This window comes from Streptomyces africanus, assembly GCF_002150735.1.
Taxonomy (GTDB): Bacteria; Actinomycetota; Actinomycetes; order Streptomycetales; family Streptomycetaceae; genus Streptomyces; species Streptomyces africanus.
The window spans coordinates 1-11,529 of record NZ_MUKA01000373.1 but is presented as its reverse complement, the minus strand read 5'-3'; the positions used below and the strand labels follow the sequence as shown (position 1 = coordinate 11,529).

General features: G+C 69.0%; 17 protein-coding genes. 4 read left to right on the top strand and 13 right to left on the bottom strand.

Features of this window, described 5'->3' with window-relative positions:
• Positions 1-74: 74 nt before the first annotated feature.
• The 10 genes from CCL05_RS36485 to CCL05_RS36440 are packed head-to-tail and all read right to left on the bottom strand — an operon-like array spanning position 75 to position 5,155.
• A complete protein-coding gene (locus tag CCL05_RS36485; RefSeq protein ID WP_086564933.1) occupies positions 75-665 on the bottom strand; it encodes a phage tail tube protein in 591 nt (196 codons plus the stop codon).
• A 10-nt stretch (positions 666-675) separates the two neighbouring features.
• Positions 676-1,131, bottom strand: a complete 456-nt coding sequence (locus tag CCL05_RS36480; RefSeq protein ID WP_086564932.1) for a hypothetical protein — start codon at positions 1,129-1,131, stop codon at positions 676-678.
• A 5-nt stretch (positions 1,132-1,136) separates the two neighbouring features.
• Entirely contained in the window at positions 1,137-1,388 is a 252-nt protein-coding gene (locus CCL05_RS36475) for a hypothetical protein (RefSeq protein ID WP_086564931.1), read from the bottom strand.
• A gap of 15 nt (positions 1,389-1,403) precedes the next feature.
• Entirely contained in the window at positions 1,404-1,739 is a 336-nt protein-coding gene (locus CCL05_RS36470) for an HK97 gp10 family phage protein (RefSeq protein WP_086564930.1), read from the bottom strand.
• The gene (locus CCL05_RS36465; RefSeq protein WP_086564929.1) at positions 1,736-2,077 is read right to left on the bottom strand and encodes a head-tail adaptor protein; all 342 of its coding nucleotides are present in this window, start codon (positions 2,075-2,077) and stop codon (positions 1,736-1,738) included. The genes CCL05_RS36470 and CCL05_RS36465 overlap by 4 nt, the downstream gene beginning before the upstream one ends.
• Positions 2,077-2,451 carry a head-tail connector protein gene (locus CCL05_RS36460; RefSeq protein WP_086564928.1) on the bottom strand — a complete coding sequence of 125 codons (375 nt, stop codon included), beginning with the start codon at positions 2,449-2,451 and terminating at the stop codon, positions 2,077-2,079. Before CCL05_RS36460 ends, CCL05_RS36465 begins: the two co-directional genes overlap by 1 nt.
• 6 nt (positions 2,452-2,457) lie before the next feature.
• Positions 2,458-3,057 carry a hypothetical protein gene (locus CCL05_RS36455; protein ID WP_086564927.1) on the bottom strand — a complete coding sequence of 200 codons (600 nt, stop codon included), beginning with the start codon at positions 3,055-3,057 and terminating at the stop codon, positions 2,458-2,460.
• Positions 3,058-3,059: 2 nt separating this feature from the next.
• On the bottom strand, positions 3,060-3,437 hold the full coding sequence (locus CCL05_RS36450; protein ID WP_086564926.1) for a hypothetical protein: 378 nt from the start codon (positions 3,435-3,437) through the stop codon (positions 3,060-3,062).
• A gap of 54 nt (positions 3,438-3,491) precedes the next feature.
• Positions 3,492-4,349, bottom strand: coding sequence for a phage major capsid protein (locus CCL05_RS36445; protein ID WP_086564925.1), 858 nt, complete (start codon positions 4,347-4,349; stop codon positions 3,492-3,494).
• 17 nt (positions 4,350-4,366) lie between these two features.
• Entirely contained in the window at positions 4,367-5,155 is a 789-nt protein-coding gene (locus tag CCL05_RS36440; RefSeq protein ID WP_086564924.1) for a hypothetical protein, read from the bottom strand.
• A 156-nt stretch (positions 5,156-5,311) separates the two neighbouring features.
• On the opposite strand from CCL05_RS36440, the gene CCL05_RS36435 reads away from it, so the two are divergent.
• From CCL05_RS36435 to CCL05_RS36420, 4 genes are read left to right on the top strand one after another with little or no spacing between them, the layout of a single operon-like run.
• A complete protein-coding gene (locus tag CCL05_RS36435; RefSeq protein ID WP_086564935.1) occupies positions 5,312-6,211 on the top strand; it encodes a hypothetical protein in 900 nt (299 codons plus the stop codon).
• Positions 6,211-6,744 (top strand): hypothetical protein, encoded by a 534-nt coding sequence (locus tag CCL05_RS36430; RefSeq protein ID WP_086564923.1) that lies wholly within the window; start codon positions 6,211-6,213, stop codon positions 6,742-6,744. Before CCL05_RS36435 ends, CCL05_RS36430 begins: the two co-directional genes overlap by 1 nt.
• Positions 6,745-6,746: 2 nt before the next feature.
• Positions 6,747-8,006, top strand: coding sequence for a PBSX family phage terminase large subunit (locus tag CCL05_RS36425; protein WP_244204523.1), 1,260 nt, complete (start codon positions 6,747-6,749; stop codon positions 8,004-8,006).
• Positions 8,007-8,035: 29 nt separating this feature from the next.
• Positions 8,036-9,721 (top strand): hypothetical protein, encoded by a 1,686-nt coding sequence (locus tag CCL05_RS36420; RefSeq protein ID WP_086564922.1) that lies wholly within the window; start codon positions 8,036-8,038, stop codon positions 9,719-9,721.
• A 496-nt stretch (positions 9,722-10,217) separates the two neighbouring features.
• Here CCL05_RS36420 and CCL05_RS45405 read toward each other — a convergent pair whose 3' ends face one another.
• The 3 genes from CCL05_RS45405 to CCL05_RS36395 all read right to left on the bottom strand — a co-directional run bounded on the left by CCL05_RS45405 (position 10,218) and on the right by CCL05_RS36395 (position 11,457).
• Positions 10,218-10,385, bottom strand: coding sequence for a hypothetical protein (locus tag CCL05_RS45405; RefSeq protein ID WP_167409683.1), 168 nt, complete (start codon positions 10,383-10,385; stop codon positions 10,218-10,220).
• Positions 10,386-10,724: 339 nt separating this feature from the next.
• Positions 10,725-11,117, bottom strand: a complete 393-nt coding sequence (locus CCL05_RS36400) for a DUF6221 family protein (protein ID WP_086564918.1) — start codon at positions 11,115-11,117, stop codon at positions 10,725-10,727.
• A gap of 58 nt (positions 11,118-11,175) precedes the next feature.
• Positions 11,176-11,457 (bottom strand): hypothetical protein, encoded by a 282-nt coding sequence (locus CCL05_RS36395; RefSeq protein WP_086564917.1) that lies wholly within the window; start codon positions 11,455-11,457, stop codon positions 11,176-11,178.
• Between the last annotated feature and the right edge of the window lie 72 nt (positions 11,458-11,529).

Below are 11,529 nucleotides of genomic sequence, written 5' to 3'. Positions count from 1 at the left end.
CCCCCGATCTGGTGGCCCGCTGGCGCCGCCCCCGCCCAGGGATGTGAGCGCGAGCGGGCCACCAGATCGGGGGGTTACGGGGTGGTGAGGGTGACGTTGGTGATGAACCGCTGGACGGCCTGGCCGCCGGAGGGGGCAGCGAGGGGCTTGAACGTCAGCTCGAAGGAGCTGGCGTCGTCGGCGGAGCGCTTGCGGTTGCCGCGGTCGGAGACGTCGACGCGGGCGATCATGATGCGTTCGATCTCGTCGCCCTCGATGATGTCGATACCCAGGGCCCGCTCGATCCCGGGGGAGGCCTGGCCGGTGCCGAAGCTGAGGAACTGCGGTACGGCGGGCGGGCCGGTGACGGCGGGCGTGCTGGTCATGTCGGAGGCTTCGACCGCGTAGTACAGCTGGAGCAGCTCTGCCGTGGTCTCCAAGAAGGTCATCTTGAAGGAGCCGTCGCGGGACTTGATGCGGGTCTTGACGGGAGCCTCTTCACCCCAGGCGGGGATTTCGGTGCGGTCCTCGCCGAGGGCCTCCTCGAGACCGTCGGGGTGCATGTAGCCGAGGTCGACCCAGCCGGTGCCCCAGGCGACGCTCGGGCTGGTGGGGAAGGTGGTGCCGACGGGCGCCACGTAGGCCTTGCCCTTGACACCAATCTTGACGTTGTCAGCGTTGCCCACGACGGGCCTCCTAGCTCGTTGTTCGGGGTGGGCGCACGCTCATCCCCAGGGTCATGCCGACCCGGCGAACCCCTGTGTTGGGTTCCTCGGGCCGGTCTTGAGGTCCGGTCTCCTCTGAGGTGCCGGTGACGATGCCGTCCGGGGTGGAGCGGCCGGGAAGCATCTCCCACTCGCCGCGCACCCGGAGCGCCAGTCGCATCGCCGCGCCCAGGGCGGGTTTGGCGGGGGCGTAGCAGTCGACGGAGAAGCGGGGCTGGTCCCTGGCAGAAGGATCGGACCAGCCCCGCAGATCAGCGAGGCCGCCGATGCGGATGATCCGCACGATGCCGCCGTACTGGGCCAGCAGCCGGTCGAACTCCTCACCCTCGGGCAGTTCACCCACGACGAGGGCGGACATGCCGAGGATGGATTGCAGCAGGTCGATAGCGATCTGCTTGCCGTCGGGGAGCTGCACCGGCGTGGCCATGGGTGTCAGGCCTGCTTGGTCTTGCTTGCCGGGGTGGTGGTCTTGGCGGCCGGGCTCGTGTCGGCGGGCTCCGGGGTCTTCTGCGCGCCCGTGTCGGCGGTCTCGTCGGCCTTGGCCGGCTCCACGTCGTCGACGAGCTTGGCGAAGCCGTACCAGGAGCGGACTTCGTCGCGGCGGACCTGGACGCGGTCGCCGGGGACCTTGCCCTTGTACCAGAACGTCAACTCGAGGGTGACCAGCTCTGCCGGGTCAGCCATGGCGGTACTCCTTCACTAGTGGTCGCCCCCAGCAGCGTCGAGAGCGGTCGAGAGGGTGTAGCGGGGCGGGTGGATGGCCCGTCCTGCCCGGTCGGTCTGCCGGGTGCCGTGCTCCACGTAGATCGCGTAGTGCACGTTGGCGTCGACGTGGACCTCGCCGTCCGGGCCCGGTTCGGGGACGCGGTGGATGGATGCCTTGTAGCGGCCGGTGTCGACGGGGGCGATCGCTTGGGCGACCTGGGCGACGCGGTCCATGCGCTGTTCGAGGTCGGCCTGCACCGCCCGGCTGTGCGGGAGGTTGTGGATGGCGTCCTCGTCGAGCTGGACGTCGACGAACACTTCGCTGCTCATGCGCCCTTCACCTCCAGCAGGTTGACGACCTGCCCGGACAGCGGACCCGCAGCCTCGGCGTGGGCCGGGACTCCGTCGATGTCCCAGGTGCGGCCGTCCCACTCCACCCGCATCCCGGTGGTGATCTGCATGGCCCGTGGGGGCATCAGCAGCTGTGCGCGGGTGGTGGTCTGGTCGCCGGCCTGCCGCACCCGGGAGTTCGACGTGTAGTCGACGGTGCAGCCGCTGATGGGGATGCGCTGCGGGTGGTCCCAGTCGCGGACCTGGGTGTTGTAGTCGCCGTCCACCAGAGCGGCCAGGAGGATGGTGATGGTCTGGCGTCCGATCGGCCCGGGCATCAGCCCACCACCCAGGGCTGCATGGTGAGCAGTCCGGAGTTGCGCAGCACGTCGACAGCCCGGGGGGCGATCTTCGGTGCGGCTCCTGCGCCCTCACCGACGGTGCGGCGTGTGAACGAGCGGGACCCGGCGGACATGGACTGGAGGTCGTTCTGCGCGCCGGTCTCGTCGCCGCGGTCCATCATCCAGTGGACCTGACGTACACAGGCCCGGCGCAGGATGTCGAGGACGTCTGGGTCGTTGGGGTTGTACACCGCGCCGGTCAGCGCCCCGTCGATCGCGTCTGAGGCCTCTTCGAGGAGCCGGTGCGCGTTCGCGGGGGCGGGCTCGGGGGCGAGCCACGCCTCGAGGTCGCTGATCGTCGCGTATGCCATCGGCCCCTACTCCCCCGTCTCGTCGTCTTCGCTAGGCTGCACGCTCATGCGGGCGTCCTCGGCGACCTGCGCGTAGTCCTGGCAGTCGGCCTTGGTGGCGTCCTTGGCCTCGTCGGGGTCCATGCCGAGCGCGATGACGTACTGCCGCCACTCGGCGACGGGTGCGTTCTTCGCGGGACGGTCGGGCAGGTCCCGTGCCGGGGTGGCCGGGGACTCGGCGGCGGCGTTCGCGACCGGAGCGTCCTGCCCTTCGCCGAGCGCCTCCTCGTGGGCGTCCACCCACTCCCGCAGCTGGGTGACCGTCAGAGTGGAGGCCTGGGTGGCGTTGAGGCCGAGCCGGACCGCGTAGGTGGCCCACTCGCCCGGCAGCGCGTCATCGTCCGGCTTGGTGCCGGGGGCGGGCCGGTGGTCACCGACCCGGTTGACGGTGTCGGCTTCGGAGCCGTGCACGACGACCAGGGACTTGTCCCCGGCCTCCACGTCCGCGGTCTTCCCGTCGACTGGGACCAGGTGACCAGCAGCGACCTGCTTGGCCATCTCCGGCGACAGCGGATCCTCAAGGGTGAGCTTCAGCCCACCCGTTCCGATGTACTCGCGGGCCGCCATGCTCAGTACGCCTTCGGCAGCTTGAAGACGGTGATCGTGCCGGTGGTGCCGGCCTCGAAGTCGACGTACAGCTTGGAGCCGGTCTGCTGGAAGCGGGCGCTCGTGAACGGGCCGATGAACTGGTGGCCCGTGTTGGCGGCGAGCTGGACGGTGAGGTCGCCCTGGCCGGCCATCCACGACTGGGTACCGGAACCGGTGCGGACGGTGACGTTCTTCGCCGAGGCGGCGGAGTTCGTCACGCGGAGCAGGGTGCGCTCGGGGTCGACGTTCTCGATGACGACGCCGTTGGTGACGAGGGTGGCGTCGATGGTGGTCCCAGCGGGGGCGGCGAGGCCTCCGTTGGGGACGAGGTTGCTGTAGCTGACGGCGGTGCGCGCCATGACGAGTCCTCCTAGGGGATCAGCGCACGAAGAGGTTCAGTGCCCTGGGAGGGCTTAGGCGGGGTCGATGAAGGCGACGGCGATACCGGTCGGCCGCAGGAGCTTGGCGCCGTAGACGTGCAGGCCGCGGATGGCGTCGGCGATGGTGGACTCCAGGCGCAGCGCCTCGGTCTCCAAAATCTGCTCGGCGTAGGTGATCGCGCCCGGGTAGCCGGCCTGGATGACCTGCGTGTCCCCACTGGGGTTGGGGGTGTTGTTGCTCTTGAGGATGTCGAATCCGGCGGCGCGGCCGACCATGCCGTTGCGCAGGCCTTCGGAGGTGCCGGAGGCGTCGACGCGGACGAACCGGTCATCGCGCAGGAGCTGGCCCTCGAACTCGGGGGAGGCGACGACGTAGCGGCCCTCGGTGGGGACGTTGGCCCGGTCGAGCCGGGTACGCAGGGGCACCAGGACGTTGTCGTAGGCGGCCGTCGGCGCGGTGTGGATGTCGACCGGGGAGCCGGTGGAGCCGATCGCGTTGGCGGCGGCGACGCCCGTGTAGAGGGAGGCGACGTAGGCGTCGGCCTTGTCGCGCAGCCCGTAGGCGGCGTTCTGCGCCATCTGCGCCATCGGGTTGAGGAGGGCCTGCGCCTTGTCGACGTCGTCGAGCTTGAACGCAAAGGCCTTGGCCTGGTCGATGACCAGGTCCGTGCCCGCGGTCTCGACGTCCTCGTAGTTGAGGGTGTCACCCGCGTCGTAGTCGAAGATGGTCGGGTCGCCGATGGTGGTGATGTGCACCGACTGGCCGCGGGAGGTGATCTCGCCCTCGTAGTTGCGGTTGACGAGCTGCGGCTGGGCGTAGACGAGGCTGTTGCGCAGGGCCACGAGGAGCTGGGCGGACCAGATCTCGGGCTTGAAGTTCTGGATGGACAACGGAGGCTCCTAGTGGCCTACGACCGTCCCAGATAGGCGTTGAGACGCCCTTCCTTGACGGCCTTGTCGATTTGATCGGGTGTCATCCGCTTGACATCCTCCGCACCCAGCTGCCGCTTGCCACCCGGGGCTCCGTCCATCGGCGCGCCCCCGGCGGGAACCTGGGGCTTGGCCGGCTCGGGCTTCTTCGCCGCGAGCTTCGGGTTCGTCTCCACCGCAGCCTTGACCGCCTTCTCCACCTCGGCTGCGAATGAGTCGGAGGTGGGGTCGAGCTTGGCGATCGCGTTGGCGAAGCCTCGGGAGTCCAGGAGTGCGTCCGGGTCTCCGCCGTGCTTCCCGGCCGTCTTGTAGACAGCGAGCTCCACCTGGGTCTGACGGGCGGCGTCCTCGAACTCCTTGGTCCGGGCCTGCGCGTCCGTAAGCTGCTTGGTGAGTTCTTCGGGGGTGGGCGGCTTCTCCTCGCCCGTCTCGAGTCCGAAGGCGGCTGCGACCTTCTTGAGGAGGTCGGCCTGCTGCTCTTGGGCCCTCTGTTCCGCTGCGGCCGTCTTCTGCTTCTGGGCTTCGACGTCGCCGCGGAGGTTCTCGACGAGCTTCTCGAACCGGGCGGGGTCGAACTCGCCCTCGAACTTGGGCGCCTTGGCCTTCGGTTCGGTCGGCGGCTCGCTGGCCGGATCGGGAGTGGCGGGGGGTGTTGCGGGTGCGGCCGGCTCTGGCGGAGTCGGTGCGTTGCCCTCGGGCGTGGTCGGGGTGCCGGGCTGGTTGCTCGGGTCCGTCGCGGTGCTGTCGGGCTGGGCGGGGGTCGACATCTCAGAGCCTCCTTGGGCTGCCGGACGTGCGTGTGTGCGGCGCCTTGTCCGCGCACGTCTGGCATGGATGCTAACCCAAACCTGGGGACTATGCTGCACAATCAAAGGCTAGAAAGCAAGAACACCTTTGAATCCAAGGAACTGGGGGTGGTGGGAGTGGCCGAGACCACCGCGAACATCGCCGACCTCGCACAGCGACAGCCCGCCCAACTCCGCGGCCTCGAGCAGCGCTACGCGGCCGCTGCGGCACGACCCCTGGCCCGAGCCCTCGCTACGGCAGAGTCGGACGCCGTCCACCGCTGGATGCTCTCCACCACTGCCACTCGAGCGCTCCCCGCACCCGCGGACCTGAAGGCACTCATCGAGCACATCCGCAAGAGCCTTGAGGCCGCCTTCTACGGCCAGGGCGCCTACGCCATGCGTGAGGCGCAGCAAGCCGCCTACACCGCGGCCGCTCTCGGAATCCAGCACGCCTCCAGGATCACCGCTCTCCTGCGTGGCGTTCCCCCGCCCGACATCCCCCCAGAGACCGGAGCCGTAGCCGACCGCGCCGCAGGGGCGATCCCGGCCGCCGTGCAGGAAGAACACACTCACGCCCTGGCGCTGCTCACCACAGCCGGTCTGACCGCCTATGGGATCGCCGGGGTGAAGGCCGCGTTCTCCCGGGCCCGTCGGGCTGTCTCCCGCATCACCGCCGGGGTCGCGGTCGCCATCACCTCCGCGGCCGCCAACGCCGCCCTCGTCGTGGCCCGCTACCTCGGGCCGGGGGTGCGGATGCTGTGGGTGGCCGAGCCCGGGGCCTGCCCGGCGTGCGTCGCCTACGCGGGCCGCTCCATCCGCCCAGGCGGCCACTTCCCCGGCGGCCTGTCCACGGACCCGGCCCGCACCGTGTTCCTCACGTCGATCCCCGGCCCTCCACGCCATCCGCACTGCCGGTGCAGCCTCATCCCCTGGCATCCCAACTGGCGTACCCGTGGCCCCTCGCTGCCGGTGCTGCTCCGACAGCGCGCCCGCGCCGGCACCCGTATCCGTGTCCCCGCCCAAAGGACTGCCTGATGTCTGATGCCCCGCTTCCCGAGGAGTACCACGACCAGATCCGCGAACTGCACGCTCTCGGCTACGGCAGGAACCGGATCGCCCGCGAGATCGGCCGCGCCCCGGTGATGGTGTCCCGCACGGCAGAGTTCCTCGGTCTGACCTTTGACCGGTCGAAGATCGAGGCCGCGACGAAAGCGCGGCTGGCGGACATTGCGGAGCGGAAGTCGCTGCTGGCCGAGGACCTGCTGTCGGATGCGGAGAAGCTGCGCGCCCAGCTTTGGGAGCCGACGACCGTGTACTCCTTCGGCGGCGCCCACAACACATACGAGGAGCACGAGTTCCCGGAGGCGCCAGCGGCGGAGAAGCGTGCGCTGATGTCGACGGCGGCGACGGCGATCGACCGCGTGATGAAGCTGATTCCGGAGCAGGAGTCGTCAAACCTGGACTCGGCGAAGTCCATGCTGGGGTCGCTGGGTGAGGCGCTGGCCCGGTACTCACGTGAGGATGACGAGCGTGAGGCTGCGGAGACCGAGCAGGCCGGCGAGGGCTGACCGTGACCGCCACTCTGGAGTCGCTGCCCCTGTCCCGGAAGCAGATCCGGTCTGTCGCTGAGTCGACGGTGAAGATCTGCTGTTGGGAGGGTGCGATCCGGTCGGGGAAGACGATCGCTTCCCTGTTGAAGTGGCTGATCTTCGTGTCGCAAGCGCCGACGACCGGCGAGCTGGCCATCATCGGCAAGACGTCGCAGACCATCCACCGCAACCTGTTCTTGCCGCTCCAGGACCCGGCGTTGTTCGGGGAGGCGGCGCGGCACGTCCACTACACGCCCGGTGCGCCTACCGCGACGATCCTCGGGCGGATGGTGCACGTCATCGGCGCGAACGACGCCAAGAGCGAACCGAAGATCCGCGGTATGACCCTCGCTGGCTGCTACGTCGACGAGGTGACGCTGGTGCCGCAGGTGTTCTTCGAGCAGCTCTTGGGCCGCATGTCGGTGCGGGGCGCGCAGCTGTTCTGCACGACCAACCCGGACAATCCTGCGCACTGGTTCATGCGGGACTGGTTGTCGCAGGAGGGCAAGAAGCCGCTGCGCCGGTTCAGCTTCACGATCGACGACAATCCGTTCCTGGACCCGGACTATGTCGCCGACATCAAGGCGATGCACGAGGGCCTGTTCTACCGGCGGTTCATCCTCGGGGAGTGGGTGGCGGCGGAGGGTGCGATCTACGACGCGTGGGACCGGGACCGGCACATCGTCACCGACCTGCCGCCGGAGGGCATCCACAAGTGGATCAGCCTCGGGGTGGACTACGGCACGTCGAACCCGTTCCATGCGGTGCTGCTCGGTCTGGGCCGGGACCGGAAGCTGTATGCGGCGGCGGAGTGGCGGTACGAGGCCCGACAGACCCGCAAGCAGCTCACCGACACCGAGTACAGCGAGCGGCTTCGGGGCTGGCTCAACGAGGTGCCCGGGATTGGCGCAGTGCGGCCGCAGTTCGTCACCGTCGACCCGTCCGCGGCGAGCTTCACCGCCCAGCTGCGGCGGGACAAGCTCACCCCGACGCCGGCGAAGAACGACGTGATGGACGGGATCCGCACCGTCTCGAGCGTCCTCGCCTCGAACAAGCTCCTGGTCCACGAGTCGTGTAAGGCGCTGATCCAGGAGATCGGCGGCTACTCGTGGGACGACCAGGCCGCCCTCCGCGGTATCGAGCAGCCCTTGAAGGTCGCCGACCACGGGGTGGACGCCCTGCGCTACGGGATCTTCACCACTCGTGCCTTGTGGCAGCGGCACCTCGCCCTCGCCGCCTAACCCCCAACCCTGTCGAAGGAGACACCGTTATGCCGCTGCCGCCGTCCGGTAAGACCCCGTGGCCGCCCGTCCAGTTCGCCGAGCCTTTCGCCGATATGGATGTGTGGCGGGCCTGGTACTCGGGTGACACCTCCCACCTGGCGCAGGTGTACGGCGGGCCTGGGGCCTACGTGCAGAACCACGCAGCGCAGCAGTTCTTCGACCTGAACAAGCCGTCCCAGTTCCGTGGCGGGATCATCGGTGGTCTGGCGCGGATGTTCTGGGGTGAGCCGGTGACGCCGGGCCAGTCGGCGTCAAAGCTGCACGTGCCGATCGCTTCGGACATCGCCGAGCTCAGCGCGAATCTGCTGTGGTCGGACATTCCGACGGTGACGGTGGATGCGGACTCCGCGGAGGATGCTGCGGGTCTGGTGGCGACGCAGGATCAGATCAAACGCTACCTGGACGACTATGGGCATTCGACGCTGCGTGAGGGCGCGGAGATGGCCGCAGCGCTGTCGGGTGTGTATGTGCGGGTGGTGTGGGACGTCGCGTTGCGGCCGCGGCCGTGGATGGACGTCCTCAGCCCGGATGCGGTGGTGCCGGAGTGGCGGTGGGGGATGCTTGCGGCGGCGACGGTGTGGCGGGAGCTGGACCCCGTACACGGGTCGGGTGAGGTGTGGCGGCTCCTGGAGCGCCACGAGCCCGGCACCATCGAGTACGGGCTGTTCCGGGGGGATGGGGACACCCTCGGCATGCTGATGGCCCTGGCAGACCATCCGGAGACGCAGGAGCTCGTTGGGCGGGTGAACGAGGCCGGCATCGTGGAGACGGGCATTGACCGGATGCTGATCTCCTACATGCCGAATGTGGGGCCGAACCGGGTGTGGGATCACCTGCCGGGGGCGAAGCCGTTCGGGCGTAGCGACTTTGCGGGTGTGGAGTCGCTGATGGGCTCCCTGGACGAAGCGTGGACGTCGTGGATGCGTGATCTGCGTCTGGGTAAGGCGCGGATCATGCTGCCGCAGTCGATGCTGGAGACGGACGGGCCGGGGCAGGGTGGGGTGTTCGACCTGGACCGTGAGGTGTTCGTGCAGCTGAACATGCTTGACGATGCTTCCGGGTCGGCGATCACGGCGACTCAGTTCGCGATCCGTGTGGAGGAGCATGAGCGGACCGTGGGGGCGCTGCGGCATCAGATCCTCTCGAGCGCCGGGTACTCCGCCCAGTCGTTCGGCGATGAGGGCAACGTGGCCGTGACCGCTACCGAGGTCGCGGCGCGGGAGAAGCAGTCGCTGACCACCCGCGGGCTGAAGATCCTGTACCAGCGGCCGGCGCTCCTCGACGTCCTCACCACCATGCTGTACGTGGATGTCACGCACTGCGGGGCGAAGGGTGTGGACCCGACGGTGGAACTGACGGCGTCGTGGCCGCAGGCCGTCCAGCCCGATCCGGAGGCCACAGCGCGCACCCTGTCGCTGTTGGAGTCCGCGGGGGCGATCTCCACGTGGATGAAGGTGAAGACCGTGCACCCGGAGTGGGACGACGACCAGGTCGCAGAGGAGGTCGCCCGGATCCGGGACGACAAGGCCTCGGCGCAGCCGATACCGGCTGGCGACCCGTTCGGTGGCCGCCCGGGCCAGGAGGACGACGAGGAGCCTGACGAGGGGGCTCCCGAGGGCGAGGAAGAGCCGGAGGGCGAGGAGGACGACGGGGGGCAGCCGAAGGCGGCGTGAGGCGGGAGAATGGGGGCATGCCCGCTACAGAGCAGCCCGTCATCGTCCCGCTGTCACAGTGGGCTTGGTACTGCCACGACACGAAGGCCTTGCAGGAACGTGGCCTCGGCGTCGCCAACTGTCTGGTGTGTGGGCAGGAGCCGCAGGATGTGGTGGTGAAGCAGTGCCTGGCCTGCCTCGGGTCCCACGGAAGCCGGGACGTCCTTGGCCATGTGGCGTGGCTGGGTTGCGGGCATCGGGCTGATGTCGAGGCCACGGACTCGGAGTTGGACCGGGCCGTGATCTACGGAGTCCGGCCGTGAGCTTCTGTGGTGCGACGCTGCGGCATGCGCACGGGATGGCCGTCTGCGACCTCAAACCGCATGGGGATGAGGAGGAGCACGGCGCCTTCTGCGAGGTCTGCCAGGAGAATGATCCAGAGTACGGGGATCCGAGTGACCGGCTGCGCTGGGACCGAGATGGGGAGAGTTGGGTGGGCGGGGGCTCGCAGGGTTCGTCAGCGTCGGCGGACGCCCTTGCGCAGCGGTAGACGGCGGTAGCGGGTCACGGGCCCGCCCTTCGTGGCGTGCGCCTTCTGATGGGCGTAGCGGCGCAGCCTCGGCGATGCGAAGAACAGGCGCCACTGCTTCTTGCTCTTGAAGCCGGTGTGCCTTCGTCCCGGCATGGGATCACCTCCCCTCTCCCCCACAGCCTTCCCCGTGCCGCGTACTCTGTGGCCCTTGATCCGAGGGGGGATTGATGATGGCGGGTTGCCGTGACTGCCGTACGTGCCTGTTGCCCGGGTTCGTCAGGATGGGCCAGGACTGGACGGTGGGGTTCATGCACCTATGCACGGCCGGGATCAGTTGGGTGTTGAAGCGGGGGACGGCGTCGCATTGCCCGCAGTGCAAGCACTTCCGGTCCCGGCATTTGACGCGGCGGGACGGCTCGTACATCGACTGACCGGGCCGTGGAGTGCCGCGTTTCCGCAGGTGGCATCCGAACTAGTCGGTAACTTGCGCGGCTACTCGCCCGTCCAGCCGTACCCCTCCGCCAGATCCCGCAGCGTCGGGCACGGGGCCGGAACGAGATACTGGTAGCCGTCCCCACCATCCTCGCTGCACGTCCGGCACTGCATGCTGTCCGGGAAGGGGCTCCCGTCCTGCTGCGGCCGATGACGCTCGAGCAGCTTCCGGTCCGCCGCGCATCGGCGCAGCACCGACTCGGGGTCGTTCAGGGCAATGAACTCACCCGTGCCCAGCCTGGGCACAGACGCCACCGTGCCCGCGTTACCTAGGTCCCGCACCTCCTTGACCAGCCAGTCGTACTCCCACTCCCCACACGGCTGCTGATGGTTCCTCGCAGCCGCCTCACGCTCCTCGATCCGCTCGAAAACCCAGCCGTACAGATCAGGCATCACAAGCTCCTTCAAGGCGCCTCACGCGCGCGAACACGGACCGGACCGGTCCCCGGGCTCAGCGGGGCCCTTCGTAGGCCGTGAGGCGGGGTTCTGTGTCGTTGAGGATGCAGGTGGGGCAGGGTTCGTCGCGGGCTTGGATGCAGAGTTCGAGGTCGCGGCGTCCGGCGACGAAGGATGGCCCGTGGTGTTCGGCGTCGGGGTGGTCAGGGTGGGGGCGGGCGACGATCCAGTCGGGTCCTACGGATTCGATGCGGACGCAGTGGTAGTGGTCGCGTCCGAAGGCGCCTTGGGCGTAGCCGTGGATGGTGTCTCCGATGGCGAGGGGGCGTGTGCTCATGGGCGGGGGCTCCTCCTCTGGGGTGTGGGTCGGCCCCGCCACCGGGTGTGGGAAGGGTGGCGGGGCCGTGGG

What these genes read in the sequence shown, in the direction of transcription:
- CCL05_RS36480 (WP_086564932.1), bottom strand. Translation starts at nt 1,131, where the DNA reads ATGGCCACGCCGGTGCAGCTCCCCGACGGCAAGCAGATCGCTATCGAC.
- CCL05_RS36475 (WP_086564931.1), bottom strand. Translation starts at nt 1,388, where the DNA reads ATGGCTGACCCGGCAGAGCTGGTCACCCTCGAGTTGACGTTCTGGTAC.
- CCL05_RS36470 (WP_086564930.1), bottom strand. Translation starts at nt 1,739, where the DNA reads ATGAGCAGCGAAGTGTTCGTCGACGTCCAGCTCGACGAGGACGCCATC.
- CCL05_RS36465 (WP_086564929.1), bottom strand. Translation starts at nt 2,077, where the DNA reads ATGCCCGGGCCGATCGGACGCCAGACCATCACCATCCTCCTGGCCGCT.
- CCL05_RS36460 (WP_086564928.1), bottom strand. Translation starts at nt 2,451, where the DNA reads ATGGCATACGCGACGATCAGCGACCTCGAGGCGTGGCTCGCCCCCGAG.
- CCL05_RS36455 (WP_086564927.1), bottom strand. Translation starts at nt 3,057, where the DNA reads ATGGCGGCCCGCGAGTACATCGGAACGGGTGGGCTGAAGCTCACCCTT.
- CCL05_RS36450 (WP_086564926.1), bottom strand. Translation starts at nt 3,437, where the DNA reads ATGGCGCGCACCGCCGTCAGCTACAGCAACCTCGTCCCCAACGGAGGC.
- CCL05_RS36440 (WP_086564924.1), bottom strand. Translation starts at nt 5,155, where the DNA reads ATGTCGACCCCCGCCCAGCCCGACAGCACCGCGACGGACCCGAGCAAC.
- CCL05_RS36430 (WP_086564923.1), top strand. Translation starts at nt 6,211, where the DNA reads ATGTCTGATGCCCCGCTTCCCGAGGAGTACCACGACCAGATCCGCGAA.
- CCL05_RS36420 (WP_086564922.1), top strand. Translation starts at nt 8,036, where the DNA reads ATGCCGCTGCCGCCGTCCGGTAAGACCCCGTGGCCGCCCGTCCAGTTC.
- CCL05_RS45405 (WP_167409683.1), bottom strand. Translation starts at nt 10,385, where the DNA reads ATGCCGGGACGAAGGCACACCGGCTTCAAGAGCAAGAAGCAGTGGCGC.
- CCL05_RS36400 (WP_086564918.1), bottom strand. Translation starts at nt 11,117, where the DNA reads ATGCCTGATCTGTACGGCTGGGTTTTCGAGCGGATCGAGGAGCGTGAG.
- CCL05_RS36395 (WP_086564917.1), bottom strand. Translation starts at nt 11,457, where the DNA reads ATGAGCACACGCCCCCTCGCCATCGGAGACACCATCCACGGCTACGCC.